The 21707-nt window shown below is 56.2% G+C and carries 20 protein-coding genes and 1 other RNA gene; 15 read left to right on the top strand and 6 right to left on the bottom strand.

Annotated elements, in window-relative coordinates:
• The first annotated feature begins 14 nt into the window (after window positions 1–14).
• From ACR6JA_RS17925 to amtB, 4 genes are all read left to right on the top strand, one after another.
• Window positions 15–1796, top strand: coding sequence for a SmdA family multidrug ABC transporter permease/ATP-binding protein (locus ACR6JA_RS17925; protein ID WP_213713220.1), 1782 nt, complete (start codon window positions 15–17; stop codon window positions 1794–1796).
• Window positions 1786–3561 carry a SmdB family multidrug efflux ABC transporter permease/ATP-binding protein gene (locus ACR6JA_RS17920; protein WP_213713222.1) on the top strand — a complete coding sequence of 592 codons (1776 nt, stop codon included), beginning with the start codon at window positions 1786–1788 and terminating at the stop codon, window positions 3559–3561. Before ACR6JA_RS17925 ends, ACR6JA_RS17920 begins: the two co-directional genes overlap by 11 nt.
• A 260-nt stretch (window positions 3562–3821) precedes the next feature.
• A complete protein-coding gene (gene glnK / locus ACR6JA_RS17915; protein WP_002891893.1) occupies window positions 3822–4160 on the top strand; it encodes a P-II family nitrogen regulator in 339 nt (112 codons plus the stop codon).
• A 31-nt stretch (window positions 4161–4191) separates the two neighbouring features.
• The gene (amtB, locus tag ACR6JA_RS17910; RefSeq protein WP_008454653.1) at window positions 4192–5484 is read left to right on the top strand and encodes an ammonium transporter AmtB; all 1293 of its coding nucleotides are present in this window, start codon (window positions 4192–4194) and stop codon (window positions 5482–5484) included.
• 91 nt (window positions 5485–5575) lie between these two features.
• Here the strand turns inward: amtB and tesB are convergent, their stop codons facing one another.
• Window positions 5576–6436 (bottom strand): acyl-CoA thioesterase II, encoded by an 861-nt coding sequence (tesB, locus tag ACR6JA_RS17905; RefSeq protein ID WP_213713224.1) that lies wholly within the window; start codon window positions 6434–6436, stop codon window positions 5576–5578.
• 200 nt (window positions 6437–6636) lie between these two features.
• Here tesB and ACR6JA_RS17900 point away from each other — a divergent pair, with 200 nt between their 5' ends.
• A complete protein-coding gene (locus ACR6JA_RS17900; protein WP_039300922.1) occupies window positions 6637–7209 on the top strand; it encodes a YbaY family lipoprotein in 573 nt (190 codons plus the stop codon).
• Window positions 7210–7237: 28 nt separating this feature from the next.
• On the opposite strand, the gene ACR6JA_RS17895 is transcribed toward ACR6JA_RS17900, so the two are convergent.
• On the bottom strand, window positions 7238–7549 hold the full coding sequence (locus ACR6JA_RS17895; protein WP_039290812.1) for an MGMT family protein: 312 nt from the start codon (window positions 7547–7549) through the stop codon (window positions 7238–7240).
• 171 nt (window positions 7550–7720) lie between these two features.
• On the opposite strand from ACR6JA_RS17895, the gene ffs reads away from it, so the two are divergent.
• Window positions 7721–7817: signal recognition particle sRNA small type (gene ffs / locus ACR6JA_RS17890), an RNA gene on the top strand.
• A 17-nt stretch (window positions 7818–7834) separates the two neighbouring features.
• Here ffs and ACR6JA_RS17885 read toward each other — a convergent pair.
• Entirely contained in the window at window positions 7835–8728 is an 894-nt protein-coding gene (locus tag ACR6JA_RS17885; RefSeq protein WP_213713226.1) for a DMT family transporter, read from the bottom strand.
• A 105-nt stretch (window positions 8729–8833) separates the two neighbouring features.
• Between ACR6JA_RS17885 and ACR6JA_RS17880 the strand changes: the two genes are divergently transcribed.
• The 3 genes from ACR6JA_RS17880 (at window position 8834) to ACR6JA_RS17870 (ending at window position 9887) form a co-directional block, all read left to right on the top strand.
• On the top strand, window positions 8834–9280 hold the full coding sequence (locus ACR6JA_RS17880) for an Lrp/AsnC family transcriptional regulator (protein ID WP_213713228.1): 447 nt from the start codon (window positions 8834–8836) through the stop codon (window positions 9278–9280).
• A 131-nt stretch (window positions 9281–9411) separates the two neighbouring features.
• Window positions 9412–9666, top strand: coding sequence for a hypothetical protein (locus ACR6JA_RS17875; protein ID WP_213713230.1), 255 nt, complete (start codon window positions 9412–9414; stop codon window positions 9664–9666).
• Window positions 9663–9887, top strand: a complete 225-nt coding sequence (locus ACR6JA_RS17870; protein ID WP_008454666.1) for a hypothetical protein — start codon at window positions 9663–9665, stop codon at window positions 9885–9887. Before ACR6JA_RS17875 ends, ACR6JA_RS17870 begins: the two co-directional genes overlap by 4 nt.
• Before the next feature lie 76 nt (window positions 9888–9963).
• Here the strand turns inward: ACR6JA_RS17870 and yczR are convergent, their stop codons facing one another.
• A complete protein-coding gene (gene yczR / locus ACR6JA_RS17865; RefSeq protein WP_213713232.1) occupies window positions 9964–11391 on the bottom strand; it encodes a MocR-like transcription factor YczR in 1428 nt (475 codons plus the stop codon).
• A 91-nt stretch (window positions 11392–11482) separates the two neighbouring features.
• On the opposite strand from yczR, the gene yczE reads away from it, so the two are divergent.
• Both yczE and ACR6JA_RS17855 read left to right on the top strand, forming a co-directional pair.
• Window positions 11483–12097, top strand: coding sequence for a membrane protein YczE (gene yczE / locus ACR6JA_RS17860; protein ID WP_494494101.1), 615 nt, complete (start codon window positions 11483–11485; stop codon window positions 12095–12097).
• A gap of 62 nt (window positions 12098–12159) precedes the next feature.
• A complete protein-coding gene (locus ACR6JA_RS17855; protein ID WP_494494046.1) occupies window positions 12160–12978 on the top strand; it encodes a GNAT family N-acetyltransferase in 819 nt (272 codons plus the stop codon).
• 37 nt (window positions 12979–13015) lie between these two features.
• Here the strand turns inward: ACR6JA_RS17855 and gdhA are convergent, their stop codons facing one another.
• Window positions 13016–14359 (bottom strand): NADP-specific glutamate dehydrogenase, encoded by a 1344-nt coding sequence (gdhA, locus tag ACR6JA_RS17850; protein WP_213713236.1) that lies wholly within the window; start codon window positions 14357–14359, stop codon window positions 13016–13018.
• A gap of 252 nt (window positions 14360–14611) precedes the next feature.
• Window positions 14612–16840 carry a TonB-dependent siderophore receptor gene (locus ACR6JA_RS17845; protein ID WP_213713238.1) on the bottom strand — a complete coding sequence of 743 codons (2229 nt, stop codon included), beginning with the start codon at window positions 16838–16840 and terminating at the stop codon, window positions 14612–14614.
• Between the two features lie 390 nt (window positions 16841–17230).
• Between ACR6JA_RS17845 and cstA the strand changes: the two genes are divergently transcribed.
• The 4 genes from cstA (at window position 17231) to ilvB (ending at window position 21705) form a co-directional block, all read left to right on the top strand.
• On the top strand, window positions 17231–19336 hold the full coding sequence (gene cstA / locus ACR6JA_RS17840; RefSeq protein WP_008454692.1) for a pyruvate/proton symporter CstA: 2106 nt from the start codon (window positions 17231–17233) through the stop codon (window positions 19334–19336).
• A gap of 150 nt (window positions 19337–19486) precedes the next feature.
• Window positions 19487–19684 (top strand): YbdD/YjiX family protein, encoded by a 198-nt coding sequence (locus ACR6JA_RS17835; RefSeq protein ID WP_166866308.1) that lies wholly within the window; start codon window positions 19487–19489, stop codon window positions 19682–19684.
• Window positions 19685–19809: 125 nt separating this feature from the next.
• Window positions 19810–19908: an ilvB operon leader peptide IvbL gene (ivbL, locus tag ACR6JA_RS17830; protein WP_071842708.1), complete on the top strand. Its 99-nt coding sequence runs from the start codon at window positions 19810–19812 to the stop codon at window positions 19906–19908.
• Window positions 19909–20016: 108 nt separating this feature from the next.
• Window positions 20017–21705 (top strand): acetolactate synthase large subunit, encoded by a 1689-nt coding sequence (gene ilvB / locus ACR6JA_RS17825; protein ID WP_494494047.1) that lies wholly within the window; start codon window positions 20017–20019, stop codon window positions 21703–21705.
• Window positions 21706–21707: the final 2 nt, after the last annotated feature.

Here is a 21707-nt window from a genome sequence, read left to right as displayed (position 1 = left end):
AGGATCTAAACTTCGTGCGATTATTTGCTCAATTAAGCTGGTACTTCACCCGCGAGTGGCGACGCTACCTCGGCGCGGTGGCATTGCTTATTATCATCGCTATTTTGCAGCTCGTGCCGCCAAAAGTGGTGGGCGTGATTGTGGATGGCGTGGTGCAGCAGCGTCTCTCCTCTCAGCAGGTGCTGATATGGATTGGCCTGATGCTGCTTATTGCCGTGGTGGTTTATCTGGTGCGCTACGTCTGGCGCGTCCTGTTGTTCGGGGCGTCTTACCAGCTTGCGGTTGAGTTGCGGGAAAACTATTACCGCCAGCTAAGCCGCCACCACCCTGAATTTTATCTCCGTCACCGTACCGGCGACCTGATGGCGCGCGCGACTAACGATGTCGATCGCGTGGTATTCGCCGCGGGGGAAGGGGTGCTAACGCTGGTGGACTCGCTGGTCATGGGGTTAGCGGTGCTGATAGTCATGTCCACCCAAATCAGCTGGCAGCTCACATTGCTGGCGCTTCTGCCGATGCCGATTATGGCCGTGGTGATTAAACGTGACGGCGCGCGTTTGCACGATCGCTTCAAAGTGGCGCAGGCGGCATTCTCAGCCTTAAACGATCGTACTCAGGAAAGCATGACCAGCATCCGCATGATCAAGGCGTTCGGCCTTGAAGACAGGCAGTCGGCGCTGTTTGCCGCAGAAGCTCAGGATGCCGGGGCGAAAAACATGCGCGTTGCGCGCATTGATGCCCGCTTTGATCCCACTATTTATGTGGCTATTGGGGCCGCAAACCTTTTAGCCATCGGCGGCGGAAGCTGGATGGTTATCGAAGGCTCGCTTACCCTGGGGCAGCTCACCAGTTTTGTGATGTACCTCGGCCTGATGATCTGGCCGATGCTGGCGCTGGCCTGGATGTTCAATATTGTCGAACGAGGAAGTGCGGCCTACAGCCGTATCCGCGCGATGCTGGAAGAAGAGCCGGGCGTGGTCGACGGTGATAAAACGCTGCCGGAAGGGCGGGCTGAACTGGTGGCTTCGATTCGACAGTTCCACTACCCGCAGACAGCTCAGCCGACGCTGCAAAACGTCAACTTCACCCTTAAACCGGGTGAAATGCTTGGTCTGTGCGGGCCAACGGGGTCCGGTAAAAGCACGATTCTCGCGCTGATCCAGCGTCATTTCGACGTGGAAGAGGGTGATATTCGCTACCACGATATTCCGCTCACGGCGCTGAAAATTGACGGCTGGAGAAGCCGTCTGGCTATCGTGAACCAGACGCCGTTCCTGTTCTCTGACACCGTGGCCAGCAACATTGCGCTGGGTAAACCGGGTGCCACCCAGGAGGACATTGAGCGTGTCGCTCGCCTGGCCAGCGTTCATGAGGATATCCTGCGCTTGCCGCAAGGGTACGACACCGAAGTGGGTGAGCGTGGGGTCATGCTTTCCGGCGGGCAAAAACAGCGTATCTCTATTGCGAGGGCGCTGCTGCTTGATGCCGAAATCCTTATTCTGGATGATGCGCTTTCCGCAGTAGATGGCCGCACCGAGCACCAAATTTTGCACAACCTGCGCGAGTGGGGCGAACACCGCACGGTCATTATCAGCGCCCACCGCCTGTCTGCATTAACGGAAGCTAGCGAGATCCTGGTGATGCAGCACGGACATATCGCCCAGCGTGGCAGCCATGACGCGCTGGCGTCTCAGCCGGGCTGGTATCGGGATATGTACCGCTATCAACAGCTGGAGGCCGCGCTGGACGAAGCCCCGGGGCAGGAAGATGTCAGGGAGATCGCCAATGAGTCGTAAACAACAGTGGCCTACCATTAAACGCCTGCTAGCTTATGGATCGCCGTGGCGCAAACCGCTGGGTGGGGCGATGCTGATGCTCTGGGTTGCGGCTGCCGCTGAGGTTTGTGGCCCTGTGCTGGTGAGCTACTTTATTGATAACCTGGTGGCGAAAAACCAGATGCCGCTTGGCCTCGCGGCCGGGCTGGCGGTGGCTTATATCCTGTTGTCGATTAGCGCTGCCGGGCTGCACTACCTTCAGGCGCTGCTGTTTAACCGCGCGGCGGTAGGTGTGGTGCAAAAACTGCGTACCGATGTCATGGATGCAGCGCTGCGCCAGCCGCTGAGTGCGTTTGACACGCAGCCGGTAGGGCAATTGATCTCGCGCGTAACAAACGACACCGAAGTGATCCGTGACCTGTATGTCACCGTTGTGGCAACGGTGCTGCGCAGCGCGGCACTGATCGGCGCTATGCTGGTGGCGATGTTCACGCTCGACTGGCGCATGGCGCTGGTGGCGATCACCATCTTCCCAGCGGTTATCGCCGTGATGTTTATCTACCAGCGCTACAGCACGCCGATTGTGCGCCGGGTGCGGAGCTATCTGGCGGACATCAACGACGGCTTTAATGAAGTCATCAACGGCATGAGCGTGATTCAGCAGTTCCGCCAGCAAGCCCGCTTCGGCGAACGCATGGGGCAGGCAAGCCGCTCTCACTACCTGGCGCGGATGCAAACCCTGCGGCTTGATGGCTGGCTTCTGCGGCCGCTGCTTAGCCTGTTTTCGGCGATGATTCTGTGTGGCCTGCTGATGCTGTTCGGCTTCACCTCGCGCGGCACCATCGAAGTTGGCGTGCTATATGCCTTTATTAACTACCTTGGCCGCCTGAACGAACCGCTGATTGAGCTGACCACCCAGCAATCCATTCTGCAACAGGCGGTGGTGGCCGGGGAGCGTGTGTTTGAGCTGATGGACGGCAAACGCCAGGATTACGGCAATGACAACCGGCCCCTCGCCAGCGGCGCTATCAGCGTCGACAACGTCTCATTTGCCTACCGTGGCGATCGCCTGGTGCTACAGGACATTAATCTGGAAGTGCCTTCGCGTAGCTTTATTGCCCTGGTCGGGCATACCGGCAGCGGAAAAAGCACCCTGGCCAACCTGCTGATGGGCTATTACCCGTTAACGAGAGGCGAAATACGCCTCGATGGCCGGCCGCTGGACTCCCTCAGCCATGAAACGCTGCGCCGCGGCGTGGCGATGGTGCAGCAGGATCCGGTAGTGATGGCCGATTCGTTCTTTGCCAACGTAACCCTGGGGCGGGACATCAGCGAAGAGATGGTCTGGCAGGCGCTGGAGACGGTTCAGTTGGCCGAACTGGCGCGAGCGCTGCCGGAAGGTATCCATACCCGCCTGGGCGAGCAGGGGAACAATCTCTCCGTTGGCCAGAAGCAGCTGCTTGCTCTGGCGCGCGTGCTGGTTGAAGCCCCGCAGATCCTGATCCTCGATGAAGCCACGGCGAATATCGACTCTGGCACCGAGCAGGCTATTCAGCGGGCGCTGGCGGCAGTGCGTCAGCACACAACCCTGGTGGTGATTGCCCACCGTTTGTCTACCATCACTGATGCCGACACGATTCTGGTGCTGCATCGCGGCCAGGCCGTGGAGCGCGGTACGCACAGTGAACTTCTGGCGCAGCAGGGCCGCTACTGGCAGATGTATCAGCTTCAGTTAGCCGGTGAGGAACTGGCCGCCGCCGCACAGGAAGAATCGCTCACGGCCTGATGCACCATAACCATGCAACGGGTCGCATAAACACCTTCGCTTCTCCGCGTTGGTGCAAAATGAAAACGCATCCTGCACTGCAGTGGTGCGTTTTTTCTTTTCAGACTAATCCCGCCCGATCCGACGCCTTCATCTGGCTTTCCGGTAACCCGCCTGAAGCCTGAAAACGTGCTGAATAACCCTGGTTTTTTATTCCTGGCATGGGCTTTGCTTTGCTCTCTACGTGCAGGTAATGACCTAATTCTGAGTGGAGAGAATTTATGAAGCTGGTAACCGTGGTAATCAAACCGTTCAAGCTTGAAGACGTGCGTGAAGCGCTCTCTTCAATCGGTATTCAGGGGCTTACCGTGACCGAAGTTAAAGGTTTCGGCCGCCAGAAAGGCCATGCGGAGCTTTACCGTGGTGCCGAGTACAGCGTCAACTTTCTGCCGAAAGTAAAAATCGATGTTGCTATTGCTGACGACCAGCTCGATGAAGTTATCGACGTGATCAGCAAAGCCGCCTACACCGGCAAAATCGGTGATGGGAAAATCTTCGTTGCAGAACTGCAACGCGTTATTCGTATTCGTACCGGCGAAGCCGACGAAGCCGCTCTGTAACTGCTGGCAAGCCTTGATTGGGATGGGAAAAATGAAAAAATTAGCTGCACTCCTTGGTTTAGGCGCCCTGGCATTACTGCCGACGCTCGCCTTCGCTGCGGACGCGCCTGCGGTCGCGGACAAAGCCGACAACGCCTTTATGATGATATGCACCGCGCTGGTGCTGTTTATGACCATCCCAGGCCTTGCGCTGTTTTACGGCGGTCTGATTCGCTCTAAAAACGTGCTGTCGATGCTGACGCAAATCTCCGTCACCTTCGCCCTGGTTTGCGTGCTGTGGGTCGTGTATGGCTATAGTCTGGCGTTTGGCACCGGCAATAACTTCTTCGGTAGCTTTGACTGGGTGATGCTGAAAAATATCCAGCTGAAAGCGCTGATGGGCACTTTCTATCAGTATATTCATGTGGCGTTCCAGGGCTCTTTCGCCTGTATTACCGTTGGACTGGTGGTAGGGTCTCTCTCCGAACGCGTGCGCTTCTCTGCAGTGGTAATTTTTGCTGCCGTCTGGCTGACGCTCTCTTATGTGCCAATTGCGCACATGGTCTGGGGCGGCGGTATTCTGGCTACGCACGGCGCGCTGGACTTCGCGGGCGGTACCGTGGTGCACATTAACGCCGCTGTTGCTGGCTTAGTAGGTGCTTACCTTGTGGGTAAACGCGTTGGCTTCGGCAAAGAAGCGTTCAAGCCGCACAACCTGCCAATGGTGTTTATCGGCACCGCAATCCTCTACTTCGGCTGGTTCGGTTTCAACGCCGGTTCTGCAAGTGCGGCCAACGAAATCGCTGCACTGGCGTTCGTGAACACCGTTGTCGCCACTGCGGCGGCGATTCTCTCCTGGGTCTTTGGCGAGTGGGCGCTGCGCGGTAAACCTTCTCTGCTGGGTGCCTGTTCCGGTGCTATCGCGGGTCTGGTGGGTATTACCCCGGCGTGTGGATACGTTGGCGTGGGCGGTGCGCTGCTGATTGGTCTGGTTGTTGGTCTGGCTGGTCTGTGGGGCGTGACGACGCTGAAAAAATGGCTGAACGTGGATGACCCATGTGATGTGTTCGGCGTGCACGGCGTCTGCGGCATCATCGGCTGCATCATGACCGGTATCTTTGCGGCAACTTCTCTGGGCGGCGTGGGTTATGCAGAAGGCGTAACTATGGGGCATCAGCTTCTGGTTCAGCTTGAAAGCGTGGCAATTACCATTGTCTGGTCTGGCGTGGTGGCGTTCATCGCGTTCAAGATTGCTGACCTGACCGTAGGTCTGCGTGTTCCAGAAGAGCAGGAACGCGAAGGCCTGGATGTGAACAGCCACGGCGAAAACGCGTACAACAACTGATTCATTATCAAAACCTCGTCCGTTTGGACGAGGTTTTACTTCTCTCTGAATGCCACCTGTTATGCAGGTGGTTTTTTTATTTCTGCGTTAACTACCCGCGATGGCGCATGACGCCTTCCTGAACCGTCGACGCGACCAGCACGCCATCCTGCGTATAAAACTCTCCACGGACAAAACCGCGAGCGCTCGACGCGGAGGTGCTTTCCACGCTGTACAGCAGCCATTCGTTCATGTCGAACGGACGATGGAACCACATTGAGTGATCGATAGTCGCGACCTGCATCCCCGGTTCCAGGAAACCAACGCCATGCGGCTGTAGGGCGACCGGCAAGAAATTGAAGTCGGATGCATAGCCGAGCAGATACTGATGCACGCGCAGATCCTGCGGCATGTTGCCGTTCGCGCGGATCCAGACCTGGCGAGCCGGCTGATCGACGTGGCCTTTCAGCGGGTTGTGGAATACGGCCGGGCGAATTTCCAGCGGCTTTTCGCTAAGAAACTTCTCTTTCGCATGCGGTGGGAGGAATTTCTCCAGCGAGCGGGCGATGTCCGTTTCGGACGGCAGGCCATCCGGTTTTGGCGCTGGGGGCATCTCTTTCTGGTGCTCATAGCCAGATTCAGGGGCCTGGAATGACGCGGTCATATAGAAAATCGGCTTGCCGTTCTGCACAGCAGCAACGCGGCGGGCGCTAAAACTGTTGCCGTCGCGCAGGGTTTCTACGTCATAAATAATGGGCTTTTGGCTGTCGCCCGGGCGTAAAAAATAGCTGTGGAAAGAGTGAACAAGGCGCTCTTCCGGTACGGTTTCTTTAGCAGCGTAAAGCGCCTGGCCGACCACTTGCCCACCAAACACCTGACGCAGGCCTAAATCCTCGCTTTGGCCACGGAACAATCCCTCTTCAATTTTTTCCAGGTTAAGTAACGCCAATAAATTGCTGAGCGCCTGACTCATAAAATGTCCTCAATAAAAGGGAATGCTGCGAATTTTCTCGATTATAACATGCCCGTAAACAGCGTATTTGATGCACGGATGCTGGGAACATTCCTGGTTTTCAGCAGAATTCAGTGATCTGTGCCACACTTAAGCCGTTAAGCGCGTTTTTCAACGGGGTTAGTCCCCGGCGCGACATTGATAATAAGGAGAAAAAATCAATGAAACTTGTGCCTATGTTAAGTGCTTTGGCTATCGCGGTTGCTGTTGCAGGTTGTGCACACAAGAGTGCTGATGTGCCTACTCCTGCGCCGAGCGCATCCGCCGGAGCCGCATCTGCCCAGCAATCTAACATCGCAATGCCTAATGTCTCCGGTACGGCATGGATCCGTCAGCGGGTTGCTCTGCCGCCAGATGCCGTGCTGACGGTGACTGTCTCTGACGCTTCACTGGCCGATGCCCCTTCGAAAGTCATTGCCCAGAAAGTTACGCGTACCGAAGGTAAACAGGCGCCTTTCAGCTTCGTGATTCCGTTCAACCCGGCTGATATTCAGCCGAACGCGCGTATCCTGCTGAGTGCCGCCATCACCGTTGACGGTAAGCTGATGTTTATCACCGATACCTTCCAGCCGGTGATAAACCAGGGGGGGACGAAGGCCGACCTGACGCTGGTGCCGGTACAAAATACGGCGATTCCACTTCAGCAAGGCGGTGGGGCGGCAACAACAGTGCCATCCACCTCGCCGACTCAGGTCACGCCATCTTCAGCGGTGCCTGCGCCAACAACTTACTAAAGCGAAACGCCCCCAAATTGGGGGCGTTTTAATATTTCCAGCGGTAACGCAGCATATCAATATGGCCGTCACCTGACACCATCACTCCTTCAGAAAGCAGCGCCTGGCGCTGACGCTGGAGATCGGGTCCTGTCAGTGAAATCACACCTTGCCGGTTCACCACCCGATGCCACGGTAAACGGCTACCTTCGGGCAGACGCTTGAGCACGCCACCCACCTGGCGGGCAGCCCGGGGTGACCCGGCAAGCGCGGCAATTTCACCGTAGGTGGTAACGTAACCTTCAGGAATGGCGGCAACAATTTGGTAAACCCGCTGCGGAAAGGAATCGTGCTTATCCATAGAGAACTCCTGGCAAAATCGCTTCTAAGGATAATCGGCGACGGAGAAAGCACCAAGTTAAACCGTTGATGCGCAATAAACCAACACCTGACCGCCGCTGGCTTGCAATTCGCGGGAGGGATGTGGATAATGCGCCAGCGCGTTGGATAACAACGCTCTCAATGGGGGCCCTGTTGGTTCTCCCGCAACACTAACTTGTGAACTCGGTCAGGTCCGGAAGGAAGCAGCCGCAGCAGGCGACGTGTGTGCCGGGATGTAGCTGGCAGGGCCCCCACCCAATTCTGGCTACCCCTTAGCCAGCAATGTTTTAGTCCTGCGCTTTTCTCCCCATCCTAAGTTGATCCCAGCCGCTGCCAGCAAAATCATTGCGCCGCCGAAAAACTGAATCGGGCTCAGGCTGTGATGAAAGACAAAGCGATCCACGACCACCGCCACAATCGGGTAGATAAACGAGAGCGAGGCGGTAATCGACGTCGGCAACTTTTGAATCGCGCCGTACAGCAACTGGTACATCATGCCGGTATGGAGTATGCCCAGCGTGGCAACAATCCCCCAATGCGTGAACGTCATGCGCTGCTGGAAATCGACCAGCGGCAGCAGCATCAGCGTTCCGACGGCCACCTGAACAAGAGCAATTTGCTGCGCGGGCACGCCTTTTAGCTGGCGAATAATCAGCGCCGTCAGGGCATAAAAGAACGCGGCACCCAGCGCCATCGCAATCCCGGTAAGCCAGCCGTTGCTGCCGCCATGGTTAAACCCGCTAGAAAACACCAGCAGCATGCCGGCAAATGACGCGCCCAGCCAAAGCCATTTGCTGCGGCTGACTTTCTCTTTCAGGATAAAAACGCCCATCCCGACCAGCATCAGCGGCTGCGTATTGTAGAGCACTGTGGCAAGGCCAATGGACGTTCGTGAATAGGCGGCGAACAACAGCAGCCAGTTGATGACCAGCGCCACGCCGCTCAGGGCAGCAATCAAAACAACCCTGCGGTTCAAATGGCTGCGCCAGTTACCGCTCATCAGGCCCAGGATGAACAGCGTGATAGCGGCAAAGACGCAGCGCCAAAACACAACGTTGGTGACAGGTTGCTGAGAAAACACTACCAGTGCGCCGATAGTGCCGGAGATGAGCATCGCCGCAATCATTTGCAGGCTGCCGGTTCTTATCTCACGAGTCATTTTGTCTCTCCAGAATAAAGAGCTTTATTCTGGGCACTGTGGCCGGGGCGTTGAAGTGGTAAAATTAGCGCATTCCAATCTTTTGCCTTTATAAATGAGATAAAAATGAGTCATTCCCTTCTCGATGAAATAGACAGGCATATCCTGGCTGTTCTTACGGCAGATGCCCGCATTTCGTTGAAAGTGCTGAGCGGTAAAATCGGGCTTTCTTCACCGAGTACGGCAGAAAGAGTGAAACGCCTTGAGGAACGCGGCGTGATCAACGGCTACACCATGAATACAAACTTGCAGGCCCTGGGCTACACCATGCAGGCGCTGGTTCGCATGAAGCCTCTGCCGGGTATGCTACAGAAAGTAGAAAAGATGATTCATGCCATTCCAGAATGCATCGAATGTGACAACATTACCGGAGAAGACTGCTTTATTATTCGCCTGGCGCTTCGTTCGGTGGGGCAACTGGATGATATTCTTAATGGGCTGACTGAATTTGCCCAGTGCAATACGTCAATCGTCAAAAGCACGCCGGTAAAGCGAAGGCTACCGCCTTTGTAAAGAAATAAACCGGATATATTTTACGGGTATTTGAATTATGACAGAAATATTAAATTTATCGCACTGGCTGGATCTTATTTATTCTCTATAGTATTAAACACAAACCTCTGTTTAAGCACTAAGGATTTGCAATGACGACGGCTACGCTGAACGTAAAAATAAGCATCGAGTTAAAAGAGAAGATTCGTCACTATGCGGAAGAGAATAGTGAAACCCTGGCAAGCGTAACGGAGAGGCTTCTGTCCAAAGCCTTTGATAATCTCGACAGCGATGTGGGCGTCGATGAAGATGATGTGGACAGCCAGCATACTTCTGAGGCTCGCGTGTCGCCATTAAACGATCGTGAGATCAAGGCATTGCGTAAACTGCTGAAGAAGAAAAAATGAACGCCGGTACTGACAGTACCGCCTACAGCTATCAGCAAGCCTGTGAGTTATTGCGTTCGGGCTACCTGAAAAAAGTGAAACTGGGCTGGAATATTGGCAGTGATGAGTTTTTCCGCATCGCTTCAGACTGGTGTGATACCGGGGCCAGTATTAAAAAAGAGGGTGAACATTTCACCATCACCCTAAAAGGGTTCGCTATTCCAAGAATTTCACAAAACTAATTTATTGCATCGTCTTATTGCTATCCTTACAGAATAATATTTCCCTCTTTTATTTTAGAGGGAAATATTTCGCTTGTTAAAATACCATTCCCCGCAGACTTTCATTTCTTGTTGCCGCCAGGTGATGCCAGAGCGGCTGCAGCCGCTGCAGGGCAAGCTGCATCTCAGGGGGTTCAAGGCTGAACGGAAGGCGTAAAAAGCGCTCAAAAGCCCCTTCGACCCCAAACCTTGGCCCGGCACCGATCCGAATGCCCTGACTCTCGGCGGCGGCGGCAAAAATCGTGGCCAGCGGCTTCGGTAGTTCCACCCACCACGACAGCCCGCCTTCCGGGGGAGATGTTTGCCAGTCCGGGAACAGCGTTTGCATCGTGGCGAAGCTGGTTTCGCAGCGTTGGCGGAGCATCTCTCTGCGCTGAGGCAAGAACTGCGCCGCGTCGGTAAACAATTGTGTGGCGGCCAGCTGTTCCAGCAAAGGCGTCCCTAAATCAAAGGTATTGCGTATTTGTATCAGCGAACTGATGGTTTTGCCTGAAGCCCTTATCCAGCCGAGGCGTAGCCCGCCCCAGAAACTTTTCCCGGCGGAGCCGAGCGAGATGGTGTGTTCTTCCGGACCAAAAGCCGCCAGGGGAGGAGGGGGCGGTGCGTCAAACCAGAGATCGGCCATCGTTTCGTCCACCACCAGCGTGGTGTGGCTGCGGGCGGCTATCTCGTTCACCCTTTGGCGCGTGGCCGCGTCCATACAGCGGCCTGTTGGGTTATGGAAATCTGGAATCAAGTAAGCCAGCCGGGGAGAAGTCTGGGCGATAGTCGCCGCTAAACCGTCAACATCCCAGCCGCTGGCGGGCAGGCTGACCGGCACAGGGCGGCAGGAGGCTCCGCGAATCGCCGCCAACGCCATCGGATACGTAGGATGGTCAACGACCACGCGATCGCCCGGGCCGGTGAATAGGCGCAAGATCAACCCCAGGCCGCTGACGGCACCGTTGACCACCATGATTTGGTCAGGCGTGGTGGGTAACCCTCGGGACGCATAATGCCGCGCAATCGCTTCTCTCAGCTCCGGTAAGCCCTGGCTGTCATAGCCGGTTGAGGACAAATGTTCCGGCAGGAAAGTGAGCGCGGTGGAATAGGCCCGATGAATTTCCGGCCCGGCGCTGAGGGCGGCGGTGGAGAGATCCAACACCGGGGCATTGCCGGGTAAAGGGGAGATGGCCGGGCTGCTTTCGGGCAGCATGGTGACGGAGCCTGAACCCTGGCGGCTCAGCAGATACCCTTCCTCCCGGAGCTGCGCCAGCGCGGAGGCCACCGTGGTACGGCTCACGCCCAGCGCGCCAGAAAGCTCTCTTTCCCCCGGCAGCCTGCTGTCGAGCGGCAGGCGCCCATCGAGGATCAGCAGCCGCAGTCCGTCCGCCAGTTGGCGATAGACCGGCGACCGGGATGATGCCTGATGCCAGTGGCCCAGCAGGCGGGTTAAAGATGAAATTCCGATTCTGCGCAGCGTCATAGCAGTCCACTTTCTGATAACTGGACCTTAATACTAAGTCCATTTTGCGAGAGGGTATAGCCATAAAAACACACTGAGGATCTTTGTCATGATGGCTCGTCGCCTGCTGCAGCTTTATACCGGCCTGGTCTTTTACGGCATTTCAACCGCCATGTTCGTGCGTGCCGATCTGGGCGCGGACCCGTGGAACGTTTTCCACCTCGGCGTGGCGAGGTTATTCTCGCTCAACTTTGGCCTGGTGATGATTATTGTGGGGGCGCTGGTGTTGCTGCTGTGGATCCCGCTGCGCCAGCGTCCAGGCCTTGGCACCATCAGTAACGTGATTGTGTTGGGGCTGGCGGCGGATGCCACGCTGGCGCTAATGCCGCCGCTGGAATCGCTTGTTGCGCGTTCCGTTTTGCTGGTTGGTGCTTTGGTAGTGAATGCTCTTGCGACGGGCATGTATATCGGCGCAGGTTTTGGGGCCGGGCCACGTGATGGCCTGATGACCGGGATCCATGCCAGAACGGGCTGGTCGGTGCGCAGCGTGCGTACCGCCATCGAAGTGACCGTACTGATCTCCGGCTGGTTGATGGGCGGCAGTTTTGGCGTGGGCACCGTGCTTTATGCGTTAGCTATCGGGCCTCTCATTCAACTTTGCCTGCCGTGGTTTCGCATTAAGCCGTTGAATAACACAGCGACTCCTGCACAGGAAGCTACATTCTGATGCCGTAGCTGTGCTAAAAATTATCTTCCGGAGAATAATAATTGCTTAAAACGGGAGAGAGTATGCGGCACGAGATTGTGAGTAAACCCGCGCTGAACTGGAACAGCTTTCAGCTGGCAGAGATATTAACCCACTGTTTTGAACAGTACGTGGTGCCTTTTCGTCTGGAAGGGGAAACGTTCGGCTGGCGTTTTGCCTCAGAAGATCTTTTCCCTGGCGACAGCCCTGTCTGGCTTTACCGTGGAGAGCCCAAAGCGATGGCGCTGGTAACCCGACGCGGGCAAACCTGCCGCCTGGCCGCGTTTGCGATTCGCCCGGAGCTGCGTGGGCAGGGTTTAGGCAAGATCTTCATTCAGCAGCTTATTGATGCCGCGCGAGCACGCGGTGATAAGCAATTTTATCTGGAAGTGATTTTAGGCAACGAAGGCGGGCTGTCGCTCTATGAGCGAATGGGCTTTGTGCCTCAGCAAACGCTGGTGGGCTTCCAGTCCCCCGGCGTGCCTGAAGGTGAGGCTGACGGCGAACTGCTGGAAATCGATCCGCTGCAAATGACCCATAGAATGATGGCCGCTAACGATGCGCCGCTGCCGTGGCTCTGCGCGGCTGAAACGCTGTATAAGCTGCCCGGTAAGGCTTTTGTACTGGATGAAGTGGCTTATGCGATGGTCGTTCCCGGCGAAATACCGAAGCTCAGAGGGCTGTTTGTTGAGCCGCATGCGCGACGTTCGGGGAAGGCAAAAAAGCTGCTGGCTTTACTTCAGCGCCAGTTCCCTGGATTAGTGACTATTCCCAGCCTGCCCGAAACCGTTTCGCCGGTGTTTTTAGGCAGCGGCTTTACCCTGGATAAGGTTCGGCAATACGAGATGAAGCTTAGCTTGTAGTTAGAGAAGGTGAGGGCGAAGGCCCTCACCCTGCAAGTTACAGCACGCCCTGAGCCAGCATCGCGTCCGCGACTTTTACGAACCCGGCGATGTTCGCGCCTCGAACGTACTGGGTTTGTTTTCCTTCGCCACCGTAATCCACGCAGGCCTGATGAATATCAAGCATGATGTGGTGCAGGCGAATATCTACTTTTTCGGCCTTCCAGCTCAGACGGGCCGCATTCTGCGCCATTTCCAGCCCGGACGTCGCTACACCGCCTGCGTTTGCCGCTTTACCCGGCGCGAACAGCACGCCAGCTTCCACAAACAGATCCGTCGCAGCAATTGTGGTTGGCATATTTGCCCCTTCGGCTACCGCCTTCACGCCGTTGGCGATAAGCGTTTGGGCCGCCTCGACGTCCAGCTCGTTCTGTGTTGCACAAGGCAGAGCGATATCGACCGGCACGCTCCACGGCTGCTGGCCTTCCAGATAAGTCAGGCCAAACTCTCGGGCATAGTCGGCGACGCGGCCATCGCGGCTGGCTTTGATTTCGCACAGGCGGGCCAGTTTCTCTGCGTTAAAGCCTGCTTCATCTACCACGGTGCCGTTGGAGTCAGACGCCGTGACCACGCGAGCGCCGAGCGACATGGCTTTTTCAATCGCATACTGAGCGACGTTGCCGGAGCCGGAAACCGCCACGCGCAGGCCTTCAAAGCCCAGGCCGTGGCGCTGCAGCATGGCATCGGTGAAGTAGATCAGGCCGTAGCCGGTCGCTTCCGGGCGGATCAGACTGCCGCCGAACGACAGCCCTTTGCCGGTAAACACGCAGGCGGTGTTGTTGGAAAGCTTTTTCATCATTCCCGCCATGTAGCCGACTTCGCGACCACCAACGCCGATATCCCCCGCCGGGACGTCGGTGTCCGGACCAAGGTGGCGATAAAGTTCCAGCATCAGCGCCTGGCAAAAACGCATGATTTCGCCTTCGCTTTTGCCCTTCGGATTAAAGTCGCTGCCGCCTTTGCCGCCGCCCATCGGTAGCGTGGTGAGGGCGTTTTTAAAGATTTGTTCAAAGCCGAGGAATTTGAGGATCGACAGATTAACGGAAGGGTGGAAGCGCATTCCGCCTTTGAACGGGCCAATGGCCGAGTTGAACTGCACGCGCCAGGCCCGGTTCACCTGTACCTGATTGTTGTCGTCCACCCAGGCGACGCGGAACTGAATCACGCGCTCTGGCTCAACCAGACGTTCGAGCAGCGCCTGCTGGCGGTATTGCGGATTGTTTTCCAGAAACGGCCACAGCGTGCTCATCACTTCGCGAACCGCCTGAGCGAATTCTACCTGGTGCGGATCGCGGGACTGTACTGAGGTTAAAAAGCCTTCGAGGGATAATGCTTGAGCCATCAGAGGTAACTCCTTGTTGAAAATTATGTTGTCTGTCTTTTTTTGGGTGATTTTTCGACTATAACATTTTCTTATGAACGGGCATCAAGCGATTTTTTCACCGGAAAGGCAATAAAGAAGGGAAGCGTTTAGTCGGGCTATTAGCCCTAAAAAAATCTAAATTTCGGTCTAATAGCAGACAATAAATTGTCTTCTCTGTTTTTCGGCCGTTGGCGATCAATTTGGGAGGCTTATTAGCCTCCCGAACCGAGCTTAGAAGTGCGTATTGACGCTCATGTAGTACGTGCGGCCTGGCTCGTTGTAGGTCTCCGCGCCAGCGCCGTACATGTAGGACTTGGTCGTGTCATTTCCGGTGGTCTGGGCGTTACCCGCGCGCCAGTGGCGCTTATCCAGCAGGTTGTCGATCCCGGCGGTGAAGCTGACGTTTTTGGTCGCGTCCCAGGTCGCGCTCATGCCAAGGATGCTATAGGGGCTGACCTCGTTGGTGTCGCTGCCGGTGACAGGATCTCCCTTATAGTTGTACTTCTTCGGTGTCTGTTTGCCGTACCACGTCAGGGTGCTTTGCAGCGAAATGTCCGGGCGAACCTGCCAGCTTAGCGTGGAGTTAAGCGTGTATTCAGGGATGATCGACAGGCGATCGCCGGTTTCCTTATTTTTACTTTGCAGCATGTAAGTCAGGTTGTTATTCCAGCTTACGCTCTCCGTCAGCGGCAGATTAATCGTGCCTTCAAGACCTTCCACCACCGCTTTAGGCACGTTGCCCCACTGGTAGATGTCGGTTTTTTTGCTGTTAGAGGCAATAGGTGAATAGCCGGATTCAATTTTGTTGCGATAGTCGTTCCGGAACCAGGTGATCCCGGCCTGATAGCCGTCACGCTTGAACTCCAGGCCAATTTCTTTGTTGACGCTGGTTTCGGCTTTCAGATCCTCATTCCCCATCAGATAACACGCCCCGCCGCTGGCCGCACAGCCCTGACCGCGGCTGTAAAGAATGTAGTTCGGGTTGGTCTGATACAGACTTGGTGCTTTATAAGCCCGGGCAATACCGAGTTTCAGCGTCAAGTCTTCCACCAATTCCTGACTCAGATTCAGCGACGGGCTCCAGTTATCCCCCACGATGGAGTGATGATCGAACCGAAGACCCGGCGTCAGCATGGTGCTGCTGGTTAGCTCCATATTGTTTTCGGCAAACAGAGAGAAGATCTCAGCTTTGGAATAAGGGCTTCGGCCAGCGGATGAGAGCCCCGGAATCGGCCCGCCTTCGCTTAACGACTGGGTGTTGGAGGTGCCGTCTTTCATGCGCTGCTGATTCCATTCGCTACCGACGGTGAGGTTTTGATTCACCAGCAGGGTAAACGGAATGCTTGCTTCGCTGTGCAGCATGACATCGCTGAGATCGATATCTGAGAACTGGCTGTTGGAGAAAATCCCCTCCGTGCCGCCAGCCAGGCCCTCATTCATGCGCGAGTTACGGGTGTGTTCGTATTGCGCATAAGTGTTGGTGGTGACGCCGTTATCCCAGCCGCCGGTCCAGGTCACGGCATAGGTCTGGCGGTAGAGGCGATTGGTCTCTTTGCCGTAGTTGTCCTTCACCAACTGGCTGGTATTCGTATTTTGTGTATCACCTGAATAGAGATTCCCCTGGCGACTGTAGCCAGTTTCAAACTCCAGCGCCTGCATCGGGGCAAATTCCCAGCGGATCATTCCGTTCAGGTCTTTATGGATAACGCCTTCGCGGCCCGCTGGCAGCGTGTTGACGTAAGACCCGGTGCGCAGTGACTGGTGCCCCTGGTTGATGTCCCAGGCGTCCGCCTGCGTTTTATCGAGGTTGCCGTAGAGGCGGAAACTCACGTCGTCACCGAGCGGCCCGGTTAGGCTGAAGTTGGTGCGTTTCGTTGCGCCTTCATCTTTGTGCTCCGGGGCATTGAAATAGGTGTTCCAGCTGCCGTGGAACTCGTTGCTGCTGCGTTTGGTGATGATATTCACCACGCCTCCTGCCGCCCCATTGCCGTAGCGGGCTGCTGCCGGGCCGCGCAGGACCTCAATGCGTTCGATCATTTCCGGTGGAACCCAGGAGGCATCGCCGCGGGTATCACGCTCGCCGCGCCAGCCCAGGCGCACTGAATTGCGGCTGGTGACGGGTTTACCGTCAACCAGGATCAGCGTGTTTTCTGGCCCCATACCGCGAATGTCGATCTGGCGGCCATTGCCGCGCTGCCCGCTGGTGGAGTTGCCGGTCAGGTTAACTCCCGGCATGGTGCGAATGATTTCAGAGACATCGCGCGCGACCGGGTGCTTCTTTAATTCGTCGGAAGTAATCACCGACACGCCGGGTGCCTGCAGCGTTTGCTGGGCTGCGGTGACGACGAGCGTGTCTTCGTTTTCAGCGGGGGTTGCCTCTGCTGCTGCCGCTGAAAAAGCGGTGCCGTAGAGGCCCAGACTCACCAGTGTGGCGAGGGAGTACGATAATGTATTGTTCATTATTTATCCTGAGTGTCACCGCCTGCGTCCCTTAAGTTCCTTTCCCAAACGAGGAAGGACGCGGCAAAAGTGCCTGGAGTTGAAAGTGCGGAAACACGCTATTGCAAATGAAAACAATTATCAATGTCTTTATCAATTGCATTTTTGAACCTATTAAAGCCGCTAATTAATCAGCCCTGGTTATTACTCCCCGTATCAATCATTCATTAACCTGATGCTCCACAATTGACCTTCCACTGTTACGGTTCTGATACATATTTAGGTGATCTCATTAACAAACTGAGGTAAATGCCCCGTGTTTTGCCCTCTTCCGATTGTGAGAACCGCTATTCCAGGCTAGAAACAAAATGTAACAACTCTCGGTATCCACTTAGAAAACGGACAAAATTGATGGATAGATTTGGGAAACACCTCGTCTGGGTCGTGCTTGCTTTGATCGGCGCATTCGCCCTCGGCTACATCGCACTGAATCGCGGTGAACAGATAAATGCGCTGTGGATTGTTATTGCCTCAGTTTGTATCTACCTGATTGCCTATCGTTACTACGGTTTGTTTATCGCTAAACGCGTGCTAACGGTGGATGCCACTCGCATGACGCCGGCCGTGCGAAACAATGACGGCCTTGATTACGTCCCAACGGATAAAAAAGTGCTGTTTGGCCACCACTTTGCCGCCATCGCCGGGGCGGGGCCGCTGGTGGGACCGGTGCTGGCCGCGCAAATGGGTTACCTGCCGGGCATGCTTTGGCTGCTGGCAGGCGTGGTACTGGCGGGCGCCGTACAGGACTTTATGGTGTTGTTTGTCTCCACGCGTCGCAACGGGCGTTCGCTGGGGGAGTTAGTTAAAGAAGAAATGGGCAATACTGCGGGGGTTATCGCACTGGTCGCCTGCTTTATGATCATGGTGATTATCCTCGCCGTGCTGGCAATGATCGTGGTGAAGGCGTTAACCCACAGCCCGTGGGGGACTTACACCGTGGCCTTTACCATTCCGCTGGCGCTGTTTATGGGCGTCTACATTCGCTATTTGCGCCCGGGGCGTATCGGCGAAGTGTCGGTGATTGGCCTGGTGATGCTGGTGTTTGCCATTATTTCCGGCGGCTGGGTAGCGGAGAGCCCGACCTGGGCGCCGTACTTTGATTTTACGGGCGTGCAGCTCACCTGGATGCTGGTAGGGTACGGTTTTGTGGCCTCGGTGCTGCCGGTATGGCTGCTGCTGGCCCCGCGTGATTATCTCTCCACATTCCTGAAAATCGGCACCATCATCGGGCTGGCTATCGGCATTTTGATCATGCGTCCGACGCTGCAAATGCCATCATTAACAAAATTCATTGATGGCACGGGCCCGGTCTGGAGCGGGGATCTGTTCCCGTTCCTGTTTATCACCATCGCCTGTGGGGCCGTTTCCGGCTTCCACGCGCTGATTGCTTCCGGCACCACGCCAAAAATGCTGGCGAACGAAAATCAAGCCTGCTTCATTGGCTACGGCGGCATGCTGATGGAGTCCTTTGTGGCGATCATGGCGCTGGTGGCAGCCTGTATCATCGATCCGGGCGTGTACTTCGCGATGAACAGCCCGATGGCGGTATTGGCGCCAGCTGGCACGGCGGATGTCGTCGCTTCTGCCGCGCAGGTGGTGAGCGGGTGGGGCTTCCATATCACCCCGGAAACGCTGACCAACATCGCCAACGAAGTGGGCGAACAGAGCATCATTTCCCGCGCTGGTGGGGCACCAACGCTGGCCGTTGGCATGGCGTATATTCTGCACGGCGCGCTCGGCGGGCTGATGGACGTCTCGTTCTGGTACCACTTTGCCATCCTGTTTGAAGCGCTGTTTATCCTGACGGCGGTGGATGCCGGGACTCGTGCAGCACGTTTTATGCTGCAGGATCTGCTGGGCGTAATCTCTCCGGGACTGAAACGGACGGATTCGCTGCCGGCCAACCTGCTTGCCACCGGGCTTTGTGTGCTCGCCTGGGGTTACTTCCTGCATCAGGGCGTGGTTGATCCGCTGGGCGGCATTAACACGCTGTGGCCGCTGTTCGGTATCGCCAACCAGATGCTGGCGGGCATGGCGCTGATGCTGTGCGCTGTTGTACTGTTCAAAATGAAGAAGCAGCGCTATGCCTGGGTGGCGCTGATGCCGACCGCCTGGCTGCTGGTGTGCACGTTAACCGCAGGCTGGCAGAAAGCGTTCAGCTCGGATGCAAAAGTGGGCTTCCTCGCCATCGCCAATAAGTTCCAGGCGATGATCGACAGCGGTAATATTCCGGCGCAGTACACGCAGTCGCAGCTCAGCCAGTTGGTGTTTAACAACCGCCTGGATGCGGGGCTGACCATCTTCTTTATGGTGGTGGTTGTGGTGCTCGGCTGGTTCTCGCTGAAAACTGCGCTTAAGGCGCTGAAGTCTGAGCAACCGACGTCGAGCGAAACGCCGTATGAGCCGATGCCTGAGAATTACGAACAGATCGTGGCGCAGGCGAAGAGCGTACATTGATTTTTACCCTAACCCTCTCCCTGAAAGGGAGAGGGGATAAATTGGTTTTTACCTTAGCTCTGAGCGGAGAAGGGCGCGTTTTTTTATCTTTTCCCCCCCTCTCCCCTTTGGGGAGAGGGCCGGGGTGAGAGTCAACCCACTGGAGGTACCATGTTCGATAGTCTAGCCAAAGCCGGGAAATACCTCGGTCAGGCCGCGAAGCTGATGATTGGCGTACCCGACTACGACAACTACGTGCAGCACATGCGCCTGACGCACCCTGAGCAGACGCCAATGACCTATGAAGAATTTTTCCGCGAGCGTCAGGATGCCCGCTACAGCGGTAAAGGCGGCGGACGCTGCTGCTGAAACTTAGCATTTAACAAAAATGTGACATTTAGCTCGTTTTTTAGCTGACGGTAAAAATCCTGTTGTGCGAAACCAGCGAGTATGATTTTATCAATATCGACTTTTAACCTTGATTCAGGAAACCCATGACTCATTCCCTGCAGACTTCGACCCTACTAGTTACCGCGCTACCAGCCGCGGTGGTCGTCGTGCGTGTGGTGGTGGTCGTCGGCAATGCGCCGTAGGGACTGAATCAACGCATCGATTCCAAACCCCGCCGGCGCAAACCGGGCGGGGTTTCTTGTTTTAAGTGCCTGCCCAGAAGCGAACCGGCTAATTAGAAGGACTGGAGCATGGCAATTTCGGACACACCCGCACAACGCATCACCGGCGCCCAGCTGATTGTAAAAATGTTGGAGCATCATGGAATTACAACGGTTAGTGGCATTCCCGGTGGCACCGTACTGCCGCTCTACAATGCCTTGAGCCAAAGCCCCCGCATCCGCCACGTTCTGGCTCGCCACGAGCAGGGCGCGGGATTTATGGCGCAGGGCATGGCGCGAACCAGCGGCAAACCGGCGGTCTGCATCGCCTGCAGCGGGCCGGGGGCCACAAACCTTGTCACCGCCATTGCCGACGCGCGTCTCGACTCGATTCCGCTGGTTTGTATCACCGGCCAGGTACCCACTTCGATGATTGGCGCCGATGCTTTCCAGGAAGTGGACACCTACGGTATTTCGATTCCTATCACCAAGCATAACTACCTGGTGCGCAGCATTGACGAGCTGCCGCAGGTGATTACCGACGCTTTTCGTATCGCACAGTCCGGCCGCCCAGGGCCCGTCTGGATCGATATTCCTAAAGACATTCAGACCGCTGAAATCGACATCGCCGAACTGCCTGCGGTAGCCGCGCCTTCCGCTGCCCCGGCATTTGACCATCAGGATATCGCTCGTGCGGCCGCAATGATCAACGAAGCCAAACGCCCGGTGCTTTATCTGGGAGGAGGCATTATCAGCGCGGGTGCAGCGGAGCAGGCGCGAGAACTGGCGGAGCGTGCCGGGCTGCCGACAACCATGACGTTGATGGCACTGGGGACGATCCCCGCCCGGCATCCGCTCTCTCTGGGAATGCTGGGGATGCACGGCGCGCGGAGCACCAACTTTATCCTGCACGAAGCCGATCTGTTGATCGTGTTGGGCGCACGCTTTGACGATCGTGCCATTGGTAAAACGGAAGAGTTTTGCCCGAATGCCAAAATTATCCACGTTGATATCGATCGCGCCGAGCTGGGCAAAATTAAGCAGGCCAACGTGGCGATTCGCGGTGACGTACGTGAAGTGCTGAGTCAGCTTATTCCTCAGACCAAAAACGCCCAGCGCAGCGAGTGGCTGCAAACGGTGAGCGATTTGCAGCGTGAGTTCCCATTTGCCACGCCGGGGGCAGATAATCCGCTGATGCCTTATGGACTGATCAAAGCCGCAGCGGCCTGCGTAGACGATGAGGCTATTGTTACCACCGACGTAGGCCAGCACCAGATGTGGGTGGCTCAGGCTTATCCACTCAACCGTCCGCGCCAGTGGCTGACGTCCGGCGGCCTGGGCACCATGGGCTTTGGCTTACCGGCTGCGGTTGGCGCGGCGCTGGCCGAACCTGGCCGTAAAGTGCTGTGCTTCTCCGGCGACGGCAGCCTGATGATGAATATCCAGGAGATGGCGACGGCGGCGGAAAATAATCTGGATGTAAAAATCATCCTGATGAACAACCAGGCGCTGGGGCTGGTACACCAGCAGCAGACGCTTTTCTACCAGCAGAATATCTTCGCCGCGACTTACCCCGGCATGACGGATTTCCTGACCATCGCCCGCGGCTTTGGCCTGGCAACCTGCGACCTGAACCAGGCGGAAGATCCCCAGGCCGCGCTGCAGGAAGCGATTTCTCGCCCTGGGCCTTGCCTGATCCACGTGCGTATCGACGCCGATGAAAAAGTCTACCCAATGGTGCCACCGGGTGCCGCCAACACTCAGATGATTGGAGAGTAAGT

Source organism: Cedecea sp. B1(4), assembly GCF_059414925.1.
This window is presented reverse-complemented; position numbering and strand designations above follow the sequence as displayed.

Coding starts and splice junctions, on each gene's coding strand:
- ACR6JA_RS17920 (WP_213713222.1), top strand. CDS start 1,786: ATGAGTCGTAAACAACAGTGGCCTACCATTAAACGCCTGCTAGCTTAT.
- glnK (WP_002891893.1), top strand. CDS start 3,822: ATGAAGCTGGTAACCGTGGTAATCAAACCGTTCAAGCTTGAAGACGTG.
- amtB (WP_008454653.1), top strand. CDS start 4,192: ATGAAAAAATTAGCTGCACTCCTTGGTTTAGGCGCCCTGGCATTACTG.
- tesB (WP_213713224.1), bottom strand. CDS start 6,436: ATGAGTCAGGCGCTCAGCAATTTATTGGCGTTACTTAACCTGGAAAAA.
- ACR6JA_RS17900 (WP_039300922.1), top strand. CDS start 6,637: ATGAAACTTGTGCCTATGTTAAGTGCTTTGGCTATCGCGGTTGCTGTT.
- ACR6JA_RS17895 (WP_039290812.1), bottom strand. CDS start 7,549: ATGGATAAGCACGATTCCTTTCCGCAGCGGGTTTACCAAATTGTTGCC.
- ACR6JA_RS17885 (WP_213713226.1), bottom strand. CDS start 8,728: ATGACTCGTGAGATAAGAACCGGCAGCCTGCAAATGATTGCGGCGATG.
- ACR6JA_RS17880 (WP_213713228.1), top strand. CDS start 8,834: ATGAGTCATTCCCTTCTCGATGAAATAGACAGGCATATCCTGGCTGTT.
- ACR6JA_RS17875 (WP_213713230.1), top strand. CDS start 9,412: ATGACGACGGCTACGCTGAACGTAAAAATAAGCATCGAGTTAAAAGAG.
- ACR6JA_RS17870 (WP_008454666.1), top strand. CDS start 9,663: ATGAACGCCGGTACTGACAGTACCGCCTACAGCTATCAGCAAGCCTGT.
- yczR (WP_213713232.1), bottom strand. CDS start 11,391: ATGACGCTGCGCAGAATCGGAATTTCATCTTTAACCCGCCTGCTGGGC.
- yczE (WP_494494101.1), top strand. CDS start 11,483: ATGGCTCGTCGCCTGCTGCAGCTTTATACCGGCCTGGTCTTTTACGGC.
- ACR6JA_RS17855 (WP_494494046.1), top strand. CDS start 12,160: ATGCGGCACGAGATTGTGAGTAAACCCGCGCTGAACTGGAACAGCTTT.
- gdhA (WP_213713236.1), bottom strand. CDS start 14,359: ATGGCTCAAGCATTATCCCTCGAAGGCTTTTTAACCTCAGTACAGTCC.
- ACR6JA_RS17845 (WP_213713238.1), bottom strand. CDS start 16,840: ATGAACAATACATTATCGTACTCCCTCGCCACACTGGTGAGTCTGGGC.
- cstA (WP_008454692.1), top strand. CDS start 17,231: ATGGATAGATTTGGGAAACACCTCGTCTGGGTCGTGCTTGCTTTGATC.
- ACR6JA_RS17835 (WP_166866308.1), top strand. CDS start 19,487: ATGTTCGATAGTCTAGCCAAAGCCGGGAAATACCTCGGTCAGGCCGCG.
- ivbL (WP_071842708.1), top strand. CDS start 19,810: ATGACTCATTCCCTGCAGACTTCGACCCTACTAGTTACCGCGCTACCA.
- ilvB (WP_494494047.1), top strand. CDS start 20,017: ATGGCAATTTCGGACACACCCGCACAACGCATCACCGGCGCCCAGCTG.